Here is a 19964-nt window from a genome sequence, read left to right on the forward strand (position 1 = left end):
GAAGCTGTGCGGCTCATCTCTTGCACCGGGAGCCGCCACCGGGGGCCAAGCCTCATGCGGTTCGCCAAAGCACGATCGGAGGGAAAGGATAGCCCTGATCGTCAAAGGGCGCGAGGCTGGGATAGTCGGTTTGCGAGAAATGCTGCAGTGCGGCGGGCTGGAATGGTCAAAACATCACCATGCCTGCGCGCCACTTCAGTTCGGCGGACGGCGCCTGACCCACGGCGTCGCGCGGCCGGCACAGCGCCGCTGACGGTTCGATGCCCCAGCAGCTCCTCGCATGAGGCGGCGATGGATCGGCCGGGGCTGGGGAGGTGCATTACTGACGCCGAACGCGTTGGACAAGGATACATCAAAGAGCTGTGGTTTGGCGCGATACAATGGCCTAAAATGCGGCAATGAGCCCCCCACTAGGAGCTTGAACGTGGCGAGATCATCTGTGTCCTCGACAAAGGAGGATAAACCATGGAGCAGAGAAACGTAGATCGTAGAAGCTTTCTCAATAACCTCGGCGTGACGGTCGGCGCAGCCGCGGCGGCAACCGCAATACCGGTCGTAAAACCTGCATCGGCGCAGAGCCCCGCGGCGCCGAAAGGAAAGATCCCCGATACGCCGCTCAAGTTCGGTCACATGACCTTCTTGACTGGCCCCGCAGCGGTGCTCGGCGAGCCCTCACTCAAAGGCCACCTCCTGGCTGCCGAGGAAATCAATGCCACGGGCGGCATTCTCGGCAAACGCAAGATCGAGACGATCACCGCCGACGAGGCAGCCGGCACTGACGCCAACGTGAAGGAGCTTCGCCGGATGAAGCTCTCCGAAAAGATCGACATGTTTACCGGCGTCATATCGAGCGGCAACACGCCGGCGCTCGGCCCGGTCGCCGAGGAGCTTGGCCTGCTGACGATCTTTGTCGACGGCTGCACCGACTTTCTGTGGGACAAGGCGGTGCCGAACCCGAAATTCGCGTTCCGCATTACCAACATCCAGTCGGCGGATGGCGTCACTTGCGCGGTGGCGGCGGCGCAGACCTGGCCTGAGGCAAAGAAGATTGCACACATTCACCCTGACTACAGCTATGGCCGCAATGCCTTCGACCATTTCAACATCGCGTTCGGCAAGCTGGTGCCCGGTACCCAGGTCGTTTCGGAAGGCTGGCCGAAGCTCGGCACTACCGACTTCACCGCTCACATCACCAAGGCGATGTCATCGACTCCGGACCTGATCGTTTCGTCGGTCTGGGGCGGCGACTACGTCGCCATGTACAAGCAGGCCCTGCGCTACGGCATGTTCAACAATGCGAAGTTTGCGAGCACGATTGCTTTCGGCGTTGCGCCGCATGCCATCGGCAAGGATCACCCGGAAGGCGTTATCGCGGGCGTACACTCGAACTACTACTTCACCTTCCCGCCGGGAAATCGTTGGCCGGCCAACAAGACATTCGTCGAGAAGTACTACAAGCGCTGGAACGAGTATCCGAACTTCCAATCGGATGGTGCGTATCACACGCTGTATATGTACAAGACGGCTGTCGAGAAGGCGAACAAGCTTGCGGGTGGGTGGCCGGAGGAAGAGGCGATCATCAGCCAGCTTGAAGGCATGTATTTCGAGACGGCGGCGGGTTATCTCTATATCCGTCCGGACAATCACCAGGGCTACAAGGACGCGGTGACCGGCTTCAGCAAGAACGTGCCCGAATACCAGTTCCAAATCCTGGATCCGAATCGGATGATCACAATTCCGATCCGGAATATCACGGCCCCGCCGCACTGGCCGAAGCCGGGTAGTGGTCATAACGATCCGACGGCGACTTACAATTGGATCAAGGAGACCTGGCCGCAGGTCACTTGAACGCGACAATCGAGACGGCCATGCCTTTGATGGTATAGCCGTCTTTCGCGATGTGGTCTTGATCGGGCGGCCGCAACTCCTCCGCGTTGTTCGGCCGCAGCGACATCTTGCTGGCGGTGGAGCGGAACATGTCTCTGTGCGCAGCTTCGCCTTGGGCGCGAATAGGCGGCCTGGTTCTGGGGCTGACGTGCGCGCTTGCTGTTGCGCCGACATCCGCACAGGCCGACCACGAGGTGTCTTATTTTCCTTCGTTCTACCCGCATGAAATCCGCATCGAGCCGCTCGATCCGGAACGAGCGGCTCGCGAGTTCGTCAACAGGACCGATCCGCTTCATCTTTATGTGGGCGCCGCACCACGCTTTTCTGGCCAGATTCCCGAGCACCTCAAGTCGGTCGAGTCACTCAAGTCGCTGATCACTGTCAGCGTCAATCCGCAGTCATCGCGGCTCCAGGGCCGCGAGGCGCGCTGCCGCGCCGTGGAACAGGCCGTTGGCGCGCTAGCGACGCCACCCGACGTCGTCATTCATCCGTATCCGATTACGCCCTATCACGCCGACTCTCTCAGCCACGCGGACCGGGTGCCGCCGACCAAGGCCGTGAGCAAACCTGCCGATGCGGACACACTGACGTTTCGTGACGGCGCCGACTTGTCCCTGCTCTCGCCGCCGGCCCGCGTCCAGACAACTGACTGGGATGTCAGCCTCGATGAGATTTCAGTGAGTGCATTACTGATTGAAGCCGGGGTCGGCTTCAATCAGTGGCCGGCGCCGCCTTGGGCCAAGGCGGGATGGTTTCAAGCGTACCAGCTGCTTCGCCCGGCCATCGGCGAGGCGAGCGACCGAGAGCATGTCGACCAGCTCTATGAGCGGCTCACCCATAACGAATTCAGGGATCGCGCCGAGCAGCTCAACCTCGAGCGTCAGTTACTGACCGCATTGCTCGGCAGTTGCGAGCGTGCTGTGATCGGGTATCGGCTGCGGCAGGAATTCTATACGGACGACTTCTCCAGCGGCATTGAGAATGTTGCCGTGGATTCGCAGTCCGGTTTGAATTCCGCCGTCTTCCTGAGGACCGTCAAGCTTAAGGATTTCCTCTGGAATGGCTCGCTGCGCATCGGTGTCGATCCTCGCCCGGCCGCAGCCTGGAATCCGATTGCCGGCTTCACCGATGCAGCCGGCCGTCTGGTGTGGTCGATCGTCGGCGACAACGCCTTCCTGCCAACTCCGCATAATAGCCGATGGGTTCAGAACCGCGCCGAAATCCGCCCCACGGACGAATCCGGCATGCGGCGGTCGGTTCGCGTTCCCGATGATGCGCTGATGCCGCAAACCGTGACCGGCAAACTTGGCCCGGTCGGGCCGAACCGCGGCGCGATGGCCAAGGTGCTGTATCGCCTTTCAGCCTCGAATTTCAGCGACGGTTCGGTGATGGAGGCGGCCGATCTGCTCTACCCGTATGCGTTGGCATTCCGCTGGGGCGCTGGCGGGCAGGATGCAGCGACCCACGATCCGGAGATCGCCAGTGCGACTCGGCTGATACGCGAGCGGCTGCGGGGCGTGAAGCTCGTCCGGGTCGAGGAAACCTCGCGGACAATCGCTGACCAGACCTTCACCCATCGCAGCCCGATTGTCGAGATCTACCTCGATAATCTCACTTTCGACGAACAGCAGAGTGCCCTCATTGCGCCACCCTGGAGTTCGGCGCCCTGGCACGTGCTTGCGCTGATGGAGGCAGCGGTCGAGCGCGGCATCGCAGCCTTCTCGCGCGGCGAAGCTGATCGGCATCAGCTTCCGTGGCTCGACCTGGTCCGCGATCCAGCGCAACTGAAAACGTTGCGCGCGCTGATCAAGGAATTTGCCCAAACCGGCTACCGGCCGGCGGCGCTGGAATTGCTGGTCGGCCCGGACACGGCAAGGGCCCGCTGGCAGCTTCTCGACCAGTTCGTTGAAGCCAACGGTCATTTGCTGGTAACCAACGGACCCTACCGGCTAAAGGCCTTGTCGCCTGACACGTTTGTTTTCGAGGTTGTGCGGGAATTCACCTATCCCGTTGGTCTCGGTACGTTCGACGGCTTTGCCTATCCGGCACGCGCGCTCATCAGCACAATGGAGCGCGAGGGCGATCTCGTGCTGGTCAGTGCCGACGCCGAAGTCACCGTCAAGCAGCAGCGCGACCATCGCCTCGTCCGGGCGGCGCTGCGGCCCGACACGCTGCGCGGCAGACTGCAGCCTGTTCGGCCGGAATCGCACTACGTTATCGTTGACCAAGACAGTCGGGTCATTGCCGTCGGAAGCTTGGTCCGGCAACCGGACAATCGCTTTGCTGCATCTCTGCCGACCACCCTTCGGCCCGGCGTCCATACGTTGTTCGCGGCGATCTTTCTCGACGGGAACACGATCAATCCAGCAATCGGACGCATTGAACTGGCGAACGGCGGGACAATTGGCAAGGCAGGACCAGCCGGGGATGCAAAGGACGCGGAGAGAAGACCGTGACGATCTTCGTCATCCAGATCCTCAACTCGTTTTTCTACGCGGCGGTCCTGTTCCTTATCGCCGCCGGCCTAAGTCTCATTTACGGCGTCATGCGCATTGTGAACCTGGCGCATGGGGCGCTCTATGCGCTTGGCGCCTATATCTCCGCCTGGATTGTCGGCAGCGCGGTCGGCCACGCGCTGGAAGGAAATCTCGGCTTGGCCGGAATGTTGCTCCTCCTTCCGCTCGGCGCCGTCGCCATCGCAGCTCTCGGCGCGCTGATCGAGCCCACCCTGCTGCGCCCGCTCTACCAGCGATCGGAGGAATATCACCTGCTGGTCACGTTCGGCCTCCTCTTGATCCTCGAAGACGTCATGAAACTCCTGTTCGGCCGCACGCCCCTATCGGCCGGAGCAATCATGGATCAGATGGGCAGCATCCCCGTTGGTCGCCTGATATATCCCACCTACAACCTGTTCGTCGTCGCAGTCGGTGTTGCCGCCGCGATCGGACTGTGGGCGTTTATCTACCGCACGAAGTTTGGCGTCATCCTGCGCGCTACCTCGCAGGACCGACGCATGGCTGCAGCACTCGGTATCAATGTCAGTCGCGTCTATGTCCAGGCCTTTGCCATCGGTTGCTTCATGGCCGGCCTCGGCGGTGCGGTGGTGGTGCCGGCGCAGGCGGCGGTCCTTGGCCTGGGTATCGAGGTGCTTATCCTGGCCTTCGTGGTCGTTGTGATTGGAGGGCTCGGGAGCTTGCAAGGAGCGCTCGTCGGCGCGTTGATCGTCAGCTTCGTGCGCACCGCAGGCATTCAATTTTTCCCTGAAATCGAACTTGCGGTTCTTTACCTAATTGCAGCCGCAGTCCTGCTCGTCCGTCCCACCGGCTTGTTCGGAAGGGCATGACGATGGTGACAACAGCGGCCACCGGCATCTCGATTTGGCTGACCACGACCGTCTCTGCTTTCGTTCTTGCTGTCCTTGCGGCCCTCCCGCAGATCGTTGATCCTTATCAGACGGTGCTACTGACCTACGGTCTGATCATGGCCATTGCCGCACTCGGCTTCAATCTGTTGCTGGGATACACTGGCCTCTTGTCATTCGGCCATTCCGCTTATTTCGGCGCCGGCGCCTATGCAGTGGCCTTCATCATGCGAGATCTAGGCGCTCACTCCATGGAGCTATGCATCGTCGGCGGGATGCTTGGTACACTGATCATTGCGGCGATCTTCGGATTCGTCTGCGTCCGGCACACACGCATTTTTTTCGGCATCCTGACGCTTGCATTGTCGCAGGTTCTCTGGAGCCTTGCCTTCAAGTTCTTCTGGGTAACGGGAGGTACCGACGGGATTCGGGTACCCTATGCCAGTCTCACCCTGCTTGGCGGCTTGGTCGATTTCAAGGGACCAGGTTCGTTCCAGCGGTTCATCTATGCCTACTACTACTATGTGCTGGTGCTGTTTGCCGCCTCTACGATCCTTATGTGGGTGATCGCCCATTCACCGTTCGGCAAGGCGCTGCAAGCGATCCGCGACAACGAAACACGAGCGCGGTTCGTTGGCATCTCTGTACGGCGCTATCGCTGGATCGCTTTCATGGTTTCCGGGACCTTTACGGGACTTGCCGGGATTCTGTGGGTTCCGCTCAACGGTCTCACCACGCCCGACATTCTCTATTGGCCATTCTCCGGCGAGATCGTGTTCATGACCGTGTTGGGTGGATTCCGCTCCTTCACCGGCCCGATCGTCGGCGCGATGGCGTTCAACTACCTGAAGACCTACGCGATCGCCAGCACCGAATATTGGCAGCTACTGCTCGGCGTGGTGCTTGTCATTCTGGTGATGGCGCTCCCCGCTGGCATCGTTGGAACTGCCGCGCGGCTCGCTGCAAAGCTCGGGAGATGGACGAAATGACTCTCCTGCAGACGGTCAACCTGAAGAAATATTTCGGCGATACGCACGCTGTCGATGATGTTAACTTGACCATTGCCGAGGGCGAGTTCATTTCGGTGGTCGGCCCCAATGGAGCCGGAAAGACCTCGCTTTGCAACCTCATCAGCGCCCTTCTCGCTCCCGATTCCGGAAAAATCATCTTCAAGGGTCGTGACGTGACCCATTCATCCGTGATTGAGCGGGTGAAAGCCGGCATCGCACGCAGCTTCCAGCTGGTCAACCTGTTCGATGATCTGACAGCCTTCGACAACGTCGCACTCGCGATCTTTTCGCGCGATGGCAAGATTCGAAACATGGCGGCGCTCGCCGACCGCGACCACGAGGTAGCCATCGAGGCCGATACTATCCTCGATCAATTCGGACTCGCGAGCAAGCGCAACGAGCCTGCTCGGGGTCTCGCGCAAGGCGAACGCAAACTGCTGGATGTGGCGCTCGCTTACGCTCTGCGGCCGAAGCTCTTGTTTCTCGATGAGCCGACCAGCGGGGTGAGCACTCGCGAGAAGGACAAGATCATGGACATCATCGCCTCGGTCGTGCGCGGCGAAGGCATCACTGCCGCGATCATCGAGCACGATATGGATGTCGTCTTCAAGTATTCCAACCGAATTGTGGTGATGCACCAGGGAGCGATCCTCGCCCAGGGCACGCCGGACGCCATCAGAAACAATGACGATGTTGCGATGATCCTTCTCGGCTCTTCCGGGCCGGATGCGTTTTCGCGAAAGGAATGATCGTGCTAGAGGTCAAGACAATCCACACCTACCGCGGCCCCGCTCACATCCTCAACGGCGTTTCGCTGCGCGTGGACAGGCAGGAGGTCGTGTGCCTGGTCGGCCGTAACGGCGCCGGCAAGACCACAACGATCGAGAGCATTATGGGCTTCCTGCCGCTGCAGGCAGGGCAGATCGTATTTGCCAATGAGGACTTGACCAGGCTTGCCCCACACGAACGCGCCAAACGCGGAATCGGCTATTCGCCGGAGGATTGCGGTGTGTTCCCGGAACTGTCCGTCGACGACAATTTGATGATCAGCCGCTGGCTCGGAGATGAGGTGTCGCGCCGGCGGGACGGCACTGTGCGTCCAGACCCGCAGACTCAGGCTTTCGCGGTCTTTCCCGAAGTTCGGAATCTGCTGCAACGCCAAGGTATGCATCTGAGCGGCGGCCAACGCAAGATGGTCGCGATTGCACGCGCGATGATGTTGTCGCCGTCCCTTCTCCTGCTCGACGAGGCATTCGAGGGGCTCGCGCCGGTCGTGGTCAATCGGTTCACGGAAGCCGTCATGAAGATCAAAGCGATGGGTGTGTCCATCCTGATCGCGGAATCGCATCTCGCCGCCGCGTCGCGTATCGGCGACCGGCTCTATGTGATCGACCGCGGCGAGATCATCTTCCACGGTTTGCCAACCGAAGCGCGCACCGATGAGAGGGTGATGAAGGCCCTGCGCGGTTGAAGCGCGTCGTCGCACGCGTGCACGATGTGGGGTACGGCTTTGCTGGGATTGCATCATGAGACGCTGCCTGACGTTCGGATTGCTGTTGTCGGCCCTGACCGTAACCGGAGCAGTGCGAGGCGGTCACGAGTTGCCGGTCTATCCATCCTACTATCCGCATGAGATCGAGATCAGGACCGTCGCTCCTGACGCCGCGGAGAGCCTGCTCCAGCAGTCCAAGATCCACGCCTTTCTCGGAGGCGAGCTTCGCCTTTCGGGCTCTCCGCCGGATCAGATCGCTGCTGTGGAATCATTGGACTCCTCGGTGACAGTCCGCATCAACCCGCAATCGTCATATGCGAAAACGGATGCGACCGCTTGCGCGGTCACACGTGCTGTTGCCCGGAAAATCAGCTCGAACAATCCGGATGTGATCCTGCACCCCTATCCGATCACACCGCTGCACGGCGATTATTTGTACCACGTCGATCTTGCCGAAGCGGCGAAGAGCCGCTTGCTCTCCGACGCCCCGGTTGAGCCAACAATCCGGGATCTGAAGATGAAGGCGGCCAACGCTTCCGCGAAACGCCTGCTCGGCCCCGAGCAAGCGGAGCCGGGATTGGATTGGGACATTGAGGTCAAGCAAACGAGCTTGCCCGAACTCATGGCCTCGGCAATGACCGTGATCAACGGATGGCTGGTCCCGCCAACGGCGAGGAGTGGATGGTACCAGGCCTATCTCGTTCTGCACGACGCAACCGATGTCGGCCCAAAAGAGCGCGTGAAAGCTGACCTGCAGCGGATTCAATCCGGCGCTTTCAACGATCCGGTTGATCGCATCAATCTGGAGCGGGCGATCGTGACCACCCTCGTCGGCGACTGCCGCCAACTTGTCGTCGGCTACACGATCAAGCGGGAATATTTCAATACCGAGTTCTCGGCCGGGGTCGAGAACGTCGCTTTCGATTCCCTTACTGGCCTCAATTCAGCGATCTTCCTCCGCACGGTGAAGCTGAAGGACTTTCCCTGGAATGGTTGGCTGCGTCTCGGAATCGATGCACAGCCGACATCCGCCTGGAACCCGATCACGGGCTTTTCCGACCAATTCGGACGACTAATGTGGTCTTCCGTCGGAGACCCCGCTCTGTTGCCCTCGCCCTACGACGAGACCTGGATGGCTAATCGTATCTCGGAGATCCAGGCTACGCCGCCCCGATGAGGATCTGCAGCGATGCCTTACGCACTTTTTCGCACCTGTTTCGTCGGCACGGTCCTCGCTTGGGTAACAGGGGCGGCGAGCATCGGAGCCGGCGCCGCGGAACTCACATTCGACTTCCGCATCGAACGTGGGCGAATAACGGAGAGCGCACCGGTAGTCCGGGTCAAGCAAGGCGATGTCGTCAGACTGCGATGGAGCACGGATCGGCCAATCGTCGTGCATCTGCACGGCTATGACATTGAACGAAAGATCGAGCCCGGCACCGTTAGTCTGATGGAATTCGCCGCGAACGCAACCGGGCGGTTTCCGGTGGAAGTCCATGGGTCTGCTGGGCCCGGCGGCCACTCACATGGGGAAGCTCCACTTGTGCGTATCGAGGTCTATCCGTAACCAGATGCATCGGCAGCGCCTGATCGCGACGCGATGCTGCCTGGTCGCGACCGCGACTTTTCTTATGAGTGTCGCACCGGCCGGCGCGCACGGCTTTGGCCAGCGTTATGATCTCCCCCTTCCGCTATCGCTTTATCTCTTCGGCGGTGCGACTGCGGTCGTGCTCTCCTTCGTGGTTGTCGGCCTGTTTGTCCGCCGCACGACGCCGGCACACGCCTATTCGCGCGTAGATTTTTTCGACTACCGGTTCGGAAAAGCCATCGCGGCGTTGGGCGTTCCACTCAAGCTAATCGCTCTCGTCCTGTTTGTCGCGATGCTGGCGGCGGGCTTTTTCGGCGATCAGAATCCTTACCGAAACCTCGCGCCTACGCTCGTCTGGATCATAGCCTGGATCGGCCTCGCCTATATTGCGGCTTTCGTCGGAAATATCTGGCCGCTCATCAATCCATGGCGGACCGTCTTCGACGGCGTGGAGATGGCGTACAGGCGCGTTTGTGGTCGCAAGCTCGCGCTCGACAAACCGTATCCCCCCGCACTCGGTGTCTGGCCCGCCGTGCTCTTGTTGCTGGCCTTCTCATGGACTGAGCTCGTCTATCCGACGCCCGCTGTGCCCTCACACATAGCTTCCTTCGCACTTGGTTATTCCGTACTGACCTGGACCGGCATGTTCGTTTTCGGCAGCGAGACCTGGCCGCGGCACGGCGAGCTTTTCACCGTCATGTTCGGCACCTTCGCCCGCTTCGCGCCAACGGAGATACGCACCGCCCAGCCGAAACCCCAATTGTTGCTGCGACCCTTTGGAGCGGGGTTGATCGGTCGCGAACAGGCTTCGCCATCGATGATGGCATTGGTGCTGCTGCTTCTGTCGAGCGTTCTTTACGACGGCCTGATTGCGACTCCCGAATGGTCGGTCGCGGAAGCTGCTCTCAGGGCGCGTTTGTACGATGTCGCCGAGGTCGGCCCGGTAGCACTGCGTAGCATCGGCCTGGTTGGGTTCTGGCTCCTGTTCATGTCGGCCTATTTGATAGTGAGCGCCATCATGAGCGCGATAACAGAGTGGCAACCTTCACCACGGCAGATCGCCCAGAGCTTCGCGCTCATGCTGATCCCGATCGCGCTCGGCTATCACCTGGCGCATTACCTCGTATACTTCCTAGTTCAGGGGCAATACATCATTCCGTTGCTTTCTGATCCGTTCGGCTACGGCTGGAATCTGTTCGGAACCGCGAGTTACCGGCCGAACATTGCAATCGTGGGCGCCCGCTTCGCGTGGTACGCGGCGCTCGCGGCCGTTCTTCTCGGGCACATCGCAGCAGTCTATCTCGCGCATGCGCAGGCGATGCAGACATTTGCCACGCACAAGCTCGCCTTGACCTCGCAGATCCCGCTGACCGCGCTCATGGTGGTCTACACCTTCGTGAGTCTGTCAATCCTGGCCGAGCCGATCATCGAGCGCGAGAGGCCATCTGCGCAACCATCGGCCGTCACGCAACGTATGCTAACGATTCCCGCCGATGCGGTACTGCCTGACCTGGACAGCGGCCGACTCCAGGCCGTCGGACACGGCAAATTCGCCAAGACGAAACTGGTCTATCGTCTGCTCGGCTCGGCGTTCCACGACGGGACGAAGATGACGACTGCCGATCTGCTCTACCCGTACATCTTTGCATATCGCTGGGGTATTCGTGGCGACGGCAGCGAGACGCAGTACGATCAATCGCTGGATGTGGCAACTGCGCCGATCCGTCGTGAGCTTGCCGGATTGCGGGTCGTGGGCAGCGAAACCGCATCCAAATCCGTCCGGATTGGTGACGTCGATTTTCTCCGCGAAGTGCTCACGATCGAAGTCTATACGACCACGGCACCGACAAGCCCGGAACGGGAGGCGATCCCGGCACCGCCCTGGAGTACGCTGCCCTGGCATCTCCTCGTCCTGATGGAGGAAGCGGTCGGCCGGAACTGGGCGACGTTCTCGCGGACAGAAGCTGTTCGCCGCGGCGTCGAATGGCTGGACCTCGTGCGCTCACAACCACTGAACGCGCGGCTCGCGGCCCTGACCGAGCGCTTTGAGCGTGAAGGCTACAGGCCCGAAGCATTGGCCCCGCTCGTCAGCGTTGACGAGGCACGCCGGCGGTGGGCGGGACTCTCCGCGTTCTACAAGGCCAACGGCCACTTCCTGGTGGCGAACGGACCTTATCGGCTCAAGAGCTGGTCGCACGACAGCGTGGTGCTCTCTGCGTTCAGAGACTTGAGCTACCCATTGGGCGTCGGTTCCTACGATATCTATCCGATTCCGCGTCGCGGATTCGTCACAGAGGTGGATTGGACGGGTGACAAGGTGCGATTGTCCGGCGACATCGAAATGATCGACAAGTTTCAGCGCAGGCATCGCCTTAAGCGTGTACCGCTCTCATCCATACCGCCCGACGTACTGAAACGGACACCCTTGGAATGCCGGATCGTGGTCGTCGACGATCAGAAGCATGTGGTACTCGCCGGCGCTACCCCTCTTGGCGAAAGCTCCTTGTTCCAATTCGATTTCAAGAATCGGCTGCCGGCCGGCCACTATACGATGTTCGCGGTCGTGACGATCAACGGCAATGTCATGAATGCCGATATTCGGCAGATACCGATCATCCTTTCTTCCGATCGAAAACGCGAAGAAGCCCGGTAGGAGTAAGCGCCGGAACAGGTCGTTGCTCGACGAACACCGTACCGCTGCCCGGCCTGTGGTAGTTGGGGAGCGACGCGACCCTCGACCGGATTTTTGTCCTTGCCGCAACCAGCCGAGCCCTTGTCCGTCGTCAACGACAGAGCTGTGCTCGCGACGATCACGGTCAGCTCTTAGATCACACGCGGGCGCCCTGCCCTTCGACCTAGCTGTTTGCGTCGGTCAGAACTTCAACCCGAAATCACGTCATGCCTAGAAAGAGCGACTGCCCGGCTTGCCGTCGATAGATTTTTCTTGATCTCCCGGTGCACACGTCGTGCACACGCCGCCTTCTAACACATTGAAAAAATTGAACTCTCGTTCCAAATCCATCATTGGACAAAGCGTGGCGCCGTTCCCGGGTCGCTGCGGCTATTGCGAAAATGGCTATCGCCCGCACAGCGGGAGCAGTTCGCCAGGAGGGGCTACTTCGAAGTCGTCGGAAGCGACAGCGGAACGCGGTACAGGATCCACGCCGGGGCCTCGGTGAACGTGTGCGAGATCGACGAAAGAGGTCGCCTGCAGGAGGGGTTGTGTTTCATGCCGATTGGCGCGCTGCCGATCGGAGATGTCATGCTCGCCCAGAAGATCGCGCTGGAGACATGCGAGGACAAGGCGCGCGCCGTGGCCCGCAGGTTCACTCCGAACGGTTTCCATTTCAGACAAACCCGACCTCTCGGCTAACGCCGCGGACCTCATCGCGACTGCGGCGGAGCCCGTTCTATGCCGACTTCCGCTGCGGCTTCGACGTCGTCTTCCTTGCAGCGTTCTCCTTCGCCGGCTTCTTACCAGAGATCGCCAGCAACATCTTTCTGTCCGGCGGCCGCTTTCTTCGGCTTCTTCGTGGCTTTCGGGGGCTGCTCCTTGCCGACGCTCCGGCGCAGCGCCTCCATTAGGTCGACGACGTTGCCGGCGGCGGGACGCTCCTTCGGCGTGATCGGCTTGCCGGCGCGCTTCTGGTTGATGAGCTCGACGAGCGCGTTTTTGTAGTGGTCCTCGAACTTGTCCGGCTCGAACCGCCCCGACTTCTGGTTCACGATGTGCTTGGCGAGATCGAGCATGTCCTTGGTAATTTTGACGTCCTGGATTTCCTCGAAATATTCCTGCTCGGACCGCACTTCGTACGGGTAGCGCAGGAGCGTACCGACTAGCCCCTTGTCGAGCGGTTCGAGCGCGATGATGTGCTCGCGGTTGGTGAGGACGACACGTCCGATCGCGACCTTGTCCATCTCGCGGATGGTCTCGCGGATCACCGCGAACGCGTCATGGCCGACCTTGCCGTCGGGCCGCGGGTAGTAGGGGCGGATCAGATAGCGAGGGTCGATCTCACTGCGGTCGACAAACTCGTCGATCTCAATCGTGCGGGTGGATTCCAGTGCAACGTTTTCGAGTTCCTTCTTCGAGACCTCGATGAAGGTATCTTTGTCGAGCGCGTAGCCCTTGACGATGTCCTCGTTAGGGACTTCCTCGCCGGTGTCGGCATCCACCTTCAGGTACTTGATGCGGTGACCGGTCTTCCGGTTCAGCTGATTGAACGAGATCTTCTCGCTCTCGGAGGTGGCGGGGTACAGCGCGACCGGACAGGTGACGAGGGATAGACGCAGGAAGCCTTTCCAGTTGGCGCGCGGTGCCATGTACGCAGAACTCCGGGAGGTGATGCCGGATTCAAGACGAGGGAGCGTGGTTCCGACGGCACCGGGCCGGAGGCGGCGACATCTGGTTCGCACTCGACGAGACGCGTCGCCTCGCCTGCTTCGCCGGCATCTGGACCAACTGGACGTGGGTACGGAAGGTGGGACTACCAGCGACCTATTCGCGTTCCTCACGACGGAGCCGAACTCAGAGGGGGCGCCATCCATCCGAAGGCAATGCCGGTGATCCTGACAACGCAGACCAAAGTTGAGACCTGGACGACGGCATCCTCTGACGAGGCTCTTCTGGCTGGAGCCATTAAGCGACACAAACCGCAAGCTTGAAATCGAATCCCCGAGAGCATCGTCGTTCCTAAAGAAAACATTCCAGGCCTGTTGGGCTGGCATCGGTCCCGCTCTCCTAGGGTCCCATTCCAAGGCCGCGAAAATGCGACCTCGTTGGAACGCAAGATCTGTTCCCTAGGTTTTAACTCGACAGGTGACGCGCCCGGGATTGGCCGATGAAGCGCTATTACCTTGACTTACGCGACGGCGACGCCGTTTCCGTGGATGAGGAAGGGCTTGAACTGCCCGATATTGAAGCTGTGCAGGAAGAGGCGGTTCGCTCGTTGGTTGATATGGCAAAGGATGCGGTACGAGGCAGGCGCTTCAACGCCTTCGGCCGTGGTATGGAAGTCGAAGTCCGCGATGAAGACGGCCCTGTACTGCAGGCAAAATTCACGTTCGAGATAAATTGGAAAAAGCAATAAAGCGCTGGCGTAAAGCTGGCGCTGGAGCTCCTCGCCAATTAGCGCGCGATATCGCATGAAGGAATCGCACCACCGATCATGAATCCGTGGCGGGGACATCAAGCTCGCGATCGAGAGCGGCTGGCTTGTGATGCACGAATCCGGGAACCTTGACGTGGATGGCGCCTCCTGGGTCACATTTGGCGCGATTGACGCTTCCCCAGCATGTCTTTCAGTTCCGCTGCCTTCTTCATGCACCCTGCTCGTCGCCGGCCTTGGATAGCTTGCCGGCTTCGACGATCATTTGGGCGGCATGATCCCCGCCTCGAGGCTACGTTTGCCGGTGACTTTTTCCAGACGAGGTGAAGCAGGCTCCACAGCACGCGCCGTTGTTCCGGTGGTTTCTGGCGCACCGCTCTTTTGCCTTCCCGTTAGACGCTCCTCTGCTTGGTCGCCGCCATTTTGGTTTCGCTCGTGCTCGCGCCCGTCTCCGCCGCGACGACTTTCTGTTCCAGTATTTTCAGTTCTTCGTTGCAATCAGCAAACGCCGGCGCGCTCTACGAGCGCGCCCAACAACGCCTGCACCTGAAATTCGTCGCAAGTCGCATGATTGTCAATTGGAGGCGGCGGTTCCCGACTGCCATTCTGCGACTTGCCATCCCTACCACCGATGGCTGTTGTTGCGCCTGCCTATCTGCAGCACGGTCGCGTTGCCATGCGTCGCGTCGCAGCAAGGAGAATCCTCATCTCGCGAATGCCTGGTGCGACGTCTCGTCGGCGTTCTTGCGGCCGATGTTGCTGGTTTGCAGCAGTTTTCGTTGACCGTTTTTCCAGGGGAACCGATATAAATCCACGTCAATCGTTTTGAAAATCGCCGACGGAGGGATCCGACCAACTGCGGGGTTTCTGATAAAAGCCTAAGGCTAGCAAGTTAAAGTTGAACGGTGCGGGAATACCCGGCGCAGATCATGACTGCTCAGGGGAATAGGGGCGCCGCTTAAGTCCGGAGCGGCCATGTCGATAGTGCACGTAGCTGGACGGTTTGCAGCCTCGGTCGGTGCGTTTGAATACGTCGTTCGAGAGCTTCCCACGCGGCAAATGAAGTCGGATTTTGCGGCACGAGCAGTGATGCTTGACCGCATCTTTTACACCGCCACGACCAGTGCGCGTTTGCCTGCCTATGAGGCCATTCAGGTCAAGCTGATAAGGATTTTGTGTTGGCAACGACCCCGATATCCTGCCAGTGGCGCTGACATTTTCCACGTCCAAGCAACCGATTTATTCGCCAATTTTCTTGCCGTAACGAAAGCATCTCATCGCCGCAGATTGCCTGTATCGACGCACGGCGGGCTCTTCCATACCTGTTTTGGTTCTTCCTTGGAACCGAACCGGTTTAGTGAAATCACACCGATGTCGGTGAGAGTTTACGCTTCGATCGCCGCTGTGAGCCAAACCGACCACGAGCCCTTCAGCCATATTCGCCTCAGTGGTTCATTCTGCATCGAGAACGGGGCGAACATTCACAAGCTCGCGAATACGGCCGATGCGTTCGCTACGAAGGCAATGACTTGCGTGCGACGAGTGGATGGTGGTCTCCGCGCTGGTAGAGCATCTTTCGCAGCACCAACTCGTGGGCGTTCAACACGGATCCGCCGATCTCAATTCGCCCGCTCTACTCCAACGCATTCGATCCGCAAGGCCGTACCTGCTGCTTGTTGCCTTAGGAAATCCGGCCCACGAGCTTCGCCTTACGCGAAATATCGACGAGACCGGCTGCACGCTGGGCAACACTCTCGGAGGATTGCTTGATTGTATGGGCAGACGAACTTCTGCGCTCCGTTGTGGATTCGCTCGGCTCATTTGGAATGGCTCTACCGGCTCAGGTTGGAGCCTCGGCGTTCGGCTTCACGCTATCACGTAGGCGACTCTCTATTTTCTTGGGAGCATTGCGCTGTGATAGTCCGAAGCAAGAGGCGAGATCCGGTAGAATTGGAACAATAGTGCCAGAACGAACTTGATTTTCGCCGGAGGCCAGCATGCTACAATCAACTTTTTCTGGACCGGTGGCGAGTTCGAAGGAAATTGGTCAGAGCCACGACGATCGCCTCGCGCTCGCTGCAATGCTGGCCCTAACCGAAATGGCGGCCGTCGCAGTATCTACCTACCTAGCCTTTCTTGCATATCATCTAACTGTTTGGGGCGGACTGCCCGACACGATTTCGTACGGATGGATCTGCACGCAATTGGCGCTGATGTACGGCATAATCTGTCTGGCCGACAGACAATACGATCTTCATGGTGCGGAATGGAATCGGCAAGCGCTTCACCGAGGAGTGCTCGCATTGGCCTTAGCCTTTGTTTTCCTTCTCGCTCTCATGTTCATTAGTGGGACGGTCTTGAGCTACTCTAGGGGAACGTTCCTCGCGCAGTTGGCCATCGCCTTACCAACGCAGATCATGATTCGAGCACTATTGTTGCACGCTATCGAAGCCGGCCGAAAAAGCGGCCGCTGGACCTCACCGGGCGTCGTGGTCCTAGTTTTCCCGGACGTCGAGAAACCGACCCTACTCCTCGAGCAATTATCATCCACGCAGGACGAGATACGCCAAGTTTATCGTCTAGACTCGACCAATATTTGGCTTCAGCTTCAAACGATCCTGCGCGACACTCGGACCCACCAATGTGAAGCGGTGTTGCTGCTCTTCCATTCAGACAATATGGACGCGGTTACTCGCGCAGTGGATATGCTGTCCGAAATGCCGGTTCGGATTCAACTTCTACCTGTTGGCATGCTGAATTTCATGCGCTGTAGCCGAATTGGATGCTTCGGCCATGCCTCCGTGTTCGAGAGCGCGTCAGGACCCGATTGGGTGATGGATCGCTTCCTCAAGCGGAGTTTTGATCTGTTTGTTGCTGCAGCCGCCGGCCTCTTACTCATGCCGCTGATACTGATGGTGGCCGCGTTGATAAAATTGAGTTCGCGAGGTCCCGTTCTGTTTAAACAAACTCGCCATGGTTATAACAATAAGCCCATAACGGTTCTAAAGTTTCGCACGATGGTAGCGGGCCAAGCGATTGCTCGTCAGGCAACCCGGGATGATCCTAGAGTCACGCGCGTAGGACGGATATTGCGGCGAACGAATATCGACGAACTCCCTCAGCTCTTCAATGTCATCCGGGGGGACATGTCGATTGTCGGACCACGTCCTCACGCCGTCTGGCACAATCAAATGTTTGAAGGTCAGATCGCCCGCCTATCTCGACGTCATAACGTCAAGCCAGGCATTACGGGCTGGGCTCAGGTAAATGGGCTCCGTGGTGAGACCGACACTTTCGAAAAAATGCGCGCCCGTGTGGAGCACGATCTGTACTACATTGATAATTGGTCTTTTGGCTTCGATCTAAAAATTGTCGTGATGACTATATTTTCAAAGAAAAGCTATGAGAATGCCTACTAGCAACGCCAAGAGCGCTGCGAATGGCGGCAACACTATCTTCTCGGGAGCCGGAGTAGCTGACCAACGAGATAGCCGACCTGCAGCGCACATGCCGTACCGACGCTAGCCAGAAGAGAGTGCATGAGAGTTGACTCGCTACTCAAATCGTAAAGTAACGAAACCGCGGCACAGACTATGCTCGCCACGGTTGCAGCCAAAATATTAAAGCGCGCCAAGTACACACCCAAGACGAAGCTGACGATCATTAAGCCGACCACTGAGGGCTCCGGACCTAGGATGATTCGCAATTCGCGATGCAGTTTGGATGATAGAAGGTGCGAGCAGCACGACGACCAGCCAGGTTTTGGCACAACCAAAACGTGCATCCCCTGCGGCAGCGCGGGTCGCCTGCGGGCGAATGCATTGCTCCAGTAGCCAAACCTTAAGTAGCGCGCTTCGAACTGTCTGAAGTGCCAACTGCACCGACCTATTGCTGTCCCCAGCTCCTGGCGAGCTATAGCAACAAACGCAGTGCTTCCGCAATTGGAGGTTGGCTCGTATCCACTGGGTTCGAAGTATGTGCATTCGCGCGGGTGAAGCGGTTGAGGCAGCGTCCGATGGTCCGGTTGCGATGCAATGCCGCCAGGAAGGTCATGGTGCGAGCGGCCGTGAGGGACCTTGGCCAAGAGCCTGCGGCCGCGTGGCGCGCAGCTCTGCAACGGGGCCATGTCGATCCTAGTCCAGGTCACGTCGATGAAGATCAAGCGCACAGGTCCGATGCGCCTTTCTATTGGATCCACACTATCGATCAAAGGAATCGAACTGAGTGGCTCGGGATCAATGTCAACAGAAACTGGCTCAGTCTTTCAGCATATGCGGGCGTCACACGCGTGTGCGTTGGCAGGGTAATGATAGACCGCACCAACTCCGAAACATTAGTGGTACGGCCCGGTATATCGGTGAACATCTCCATTTCATGGACATTCGGGTAAAGTGACAAAGCTACGTCGTAATTATTGGCTAGCAACGCCCTGTAGATCTCATCTCGCGAATTGCGACCGACGATGATCGGATAATTGACGAATCCAGCCTCCGCGCGACATTCTTCAGGTGTCTCAGCCGATACACTAATCTGGCGAAAATAACGATCATAAACCGCAGCGATCGAGCGACGGTGGTTAAGTATGTCTGCGATATCGCTAAATTTTCGGCTCCACTCACCTAAGGCAGCGAGGGCCGGGCGGCTAGTAATCGTGTCGTCCAGACTAGCCGTCTCAATGCGTGACAAAGGAAGGACGTCGACAATCTCGCCCGACTCAATAATTGAGCGCCGCAATGTAAAAAACAACGGAAACACCAAGCGACTCGTGACAAAGCGGTACGTTAGAACTTTTTCTGCTTGGAATCGATACTGCCAGAACCTCAGTCGCGGCCAAGTTTCAACTTCAGCTTCGATAGCCGTTGCAATCTCTCCAGGAGGCATCACTATCGCTCCGCCCCAAAAAAAATTTAGTATCTTAAATCCCGAGAAACTGAACACGCTTGCTTCGCTGATGGTACCGATTGGCTTGCCTTCGATACTGGCGCCCAAAGATATGGCGCAGTCATCGAAGAACTTCACGCCTCTGGAGCGACAGAGGTCAGCTATCGCATTCGTTTCCGCTTGGGGGACGTGATAGTGAGTGACCAGAACACACGCGGTCCGCTCATCGATGAGCGACCTGAGGTGGCCAAAATCAACGTTGGTCGAATTGGGACGAAAGTCGACGAAAACTGGCTCGCCCCCTCCAAACTTCACCATGTTAATGACGTCAGGTATAGTGTACGGCGACATAATTACGTTGCGCCGCGTTTCTGTAACGACCTGCTTGACCAATATAAAGATTCCGGAGCGGGCTCGCCCTAACGGTATTATGGCGCTTCCTCCACTCAACAGAGAATTCAGTCTAAATCGAAAAGCTTGATCGGCCTCTTGATCGGACTTACGCCAACAAGAGATATATCGAATTTGATAGATGATTTGATGCGGTATTTGCATTTCCGTTTTGGACCTTAAGCGCCGCGCTCGCGTGCCAGCTCAATCCGTCCTATCGGTAGAAAAGCCGTCTATTACAAAAATA

Annotated in this window: 15 protein-coding genes and 3 pseudogenes; 15 read left to right on the top strand and 3 right to left on the bottom strand. The window is 58.7% G+C overall.

What is annotated here, in order from left to right:
- The first annotated feature begins 465 nt into the window (after nt 1-465).
- The gene (locus tag YUO_RS0133245; protein ID WP_083754808.1) at nt 466-1848 is read left to right on the top strand and encodes an ABC transporter substrate-binding protein; all 1383 of its coding nucleotides are present in this window, start codon (nt 466-468) and stop codon (nt 1846-1848) included.
- Here YUO_RS0133245 and YUO_RS46715 read toward each other — a convergent pair.
- Nucleotides 1841-1978 carry a hypothetical protein gene (locus YUO_RS46715; RefSeq protein WP_156908873.1) on the bottom strand — a complete coding sequence of 46 codons (138 nt, stop codon included), beginning with the start codon at nt 1976-1978 and terminating at the stop codon, nt 1841-1843. The genes YUO_RS0133245 and YUO_RS46715 overlap by 8 nt on opposite strands.
- Between YUO_RS46715 and YUO_RS0133255 the strand changes: the two genes are divergently transcribed.
- The 9 genes from YUO_RS0133255 (at nt 1977) to YUO_RS49095 (ending at nt 12711) form a co-directional block, all read left to right on the top strand.
- On the top strand, nt 1977-4343 hold the full coding sequence (locus tag YUO_RS0133255) for a hypothetical protein (protein ID WP_028351114.1): 2367 nt from the start codon (nt 1977-1979) through the stop codon (nt 4341-4343). The genes YUO_RS46715 and YUO_RS0133255 overlap by 2 nt on opposite strands.
- Nucleotides 4340-5230 carry a branched-chain amino acid ABC transporter permease gene (locus tag YUO_RS0133260; protein WP_028351115.1) on the top strand — a complete coding sequence of 297 codons (891 nt, stop codon included), beginning with the start codon at nt 4340-4342 and terminating at the stop codon, nt 5228-5230. The genes YUO_RS0133255 and YUO_RS0133260 overlap by 4 nt, the downstream gene beginning before the upstream one ends.
- Nucleotides 5227-6237, top strand: a complete 1011-nt coding sequence (locus YUO_RS42475) for a branched-chain amino acid ABC transporter permease (RefSeq protein ID WP_083754809.1) — start codon at nt 5227-5229, stop codon at nt 6235-6237. The genes YUO_RS0133260 and YUO_RS42475 overlap by 4 nt, the downstream gene beginning before the upstream one ends.
- Nucleotides 6234-7007: an ABC transporter ATP-binding protein gene (locus tag YUO_RS0133270; RefSeq protein WP_028351116.1), complete on the top strand. Its 774-nt coding sequence runs from the start codon at nt 6234-6236 to the stop codon at nt 7005-7007. Before YUO_RS42475 ends, YUO_RS0133270 begins: the two co-directional genes overlap by 4 nt.
- A complete protein-coding gene (locus YUO_RS0133275) occupies nt 7004-7729 on the top strand; it encodes an ABC transporter ATP-binding protein (protein WP_051379764.1) in 726 nt (241 codons plus the stop codon). Before YUO_RS0133270 ends, YUO_RS0133275 begins: the two co-directional genes overlap by 4 nt.
- 55 nt (nt 7730-7784) lie before the next feature.
- Nucleotides 7785-8927 carry a hypothetical protein gene (locus YUO_RS0133280; protein WP_028351118.1) on the top strand — a complete coding sequence of 381 codons (1143 nt, stop codon included), beginning with the start codon at nt 7785-7787 and terminating at the stop codon, nt 8925-8927.
- A 12-nt stretch (nt 8928-8939) separates the two neighbouring features.
- Complete coding sequence (locus YUO_RS42480; protein ID WP_035728182.1) at nt 8940-9317, top strand: hypothetical protein; 378 nt, start codon at nt 8940-8942, stop codon at nt 9315-9317.
- Between the two features lie 64 nt (nt 9318-9381).
- Complete coding sequence (locus YUO_RS0133290) at nt 9382-11991, top strand: hypothetical protein (RefSeq protein WP_156908874.1); 2610 nt, start codon at nt 9382-9384, stop codon at nt 11989-11991.
- 576 nt (nt 11992-12567) lie between these two features.
- Nucleotides 12568-12711: a hypothetical protein gene (locus YUO_RS49095; protein WP_430649580.1), complete on the top strand. Its 144-nt coding sequence runs from the start codon at nt 12568-12570 to the stop codon at nt 12709-12711.
- 37 nt (nt 12712-12748) lie between these two features.
- Here the strand turns inward: YUO_RS49095 and ku are convergent.
- Nucleotides 12749-13661, bottom strand: a pseudogene (gene ku / locus YUO_RS42485) (non-homologous end joining protein Ku).
- 59 nt (nt 13662-13720) lie between these two features.
- Here ku and YUO_RS48150 point away from each other — a divergent pair.
- The 5 genes and pseudogenes from YUO_RS48150 to YUO_RS42490 form a co-directional block, all read left to right on the top strand.
- Nucleotides 13721-14003, top strand: a pseudogene (locus tag YUO_RS48150) (SOS response-associated peptidase family protein); the annotation flags it as partial.
- Nucleotides 14004-14179: 176 nt separating this feature from the next.
- The gene (locus YUO_RS45385) at nt 14180-14428 is read left to right on the top strand and encodes a DUF6894 family protein (RefSeq protein WP_083754810.1); all 249 of its coding nucleotides are present in this window, start codon (nt 14180-14182) and stop codon (nt 14426-14428) included.
- Between the two features lie 1564 nt (nt 14429-15992).
- Nucleotides 15993-16214: pseudogene (locus tag YUO_RS49100) on the top strand (WecB/TagA/CpsF family glycosyltransferase); the annotation flags it as partial.
- 32 nt (nt 16215-16246) lie between these two features.
- Nucleotides 16247-16408, top strand: coding sequence for a WecB/TagA/CpsF family glycosyltransferase (locus YUO_RS49105; protein ID WP_430649581.1), 162 nt, complete (start codon nt 16247-16249; stop codon nt 16406-16408).
- 35 nt (nt 16409-16443) lie between these two features.
- On the top strand, nt 16444-17865 hold the full coding sequence (locus YUO_RS42490; protein WP_051379765.1) for an exopolysaccharide biosynthesis polyprenyl glycosylphosphotransferase: 1422 nt from the start codon (nt 16444-16446) through the stop codon (nt 17863-17865).
- Nucleotides 17866-18652: 787 nt separating this feature from the next.
- On the opposite strand, the gene YUO_RS0133320 is transcribed toward YUO_RS42490, so the two are convergent.
- Nucleotides 18653-19882 carry a DegT/DnrJ/EryC1/StrS family aminotransferase gene (locus tag YUO_RS0133320; RefSeq protein WP_083754812.1) on the bottom strand — a complete coding sequence of 410 codons (1230 nt, stop codon included), beginning with the start codon at nt 19880-19882 and terminating at the stop codon, nt 18653-18655.
- Between the last annotated feature and the right edge of the window lie 82 nt (nt 19883-19964).

The sequence above is a fragment of the Bradyrhizobium murdochi genome (assembly GCF_000472965.1).
Taxonomy (GTDB): Bacteria; Pseudomonadota; Alphaproteobacteria; order Rhizobiales; family Xanthobacteraceae; genus Bradyrhizobium; species Bradyrhizobium murdochi.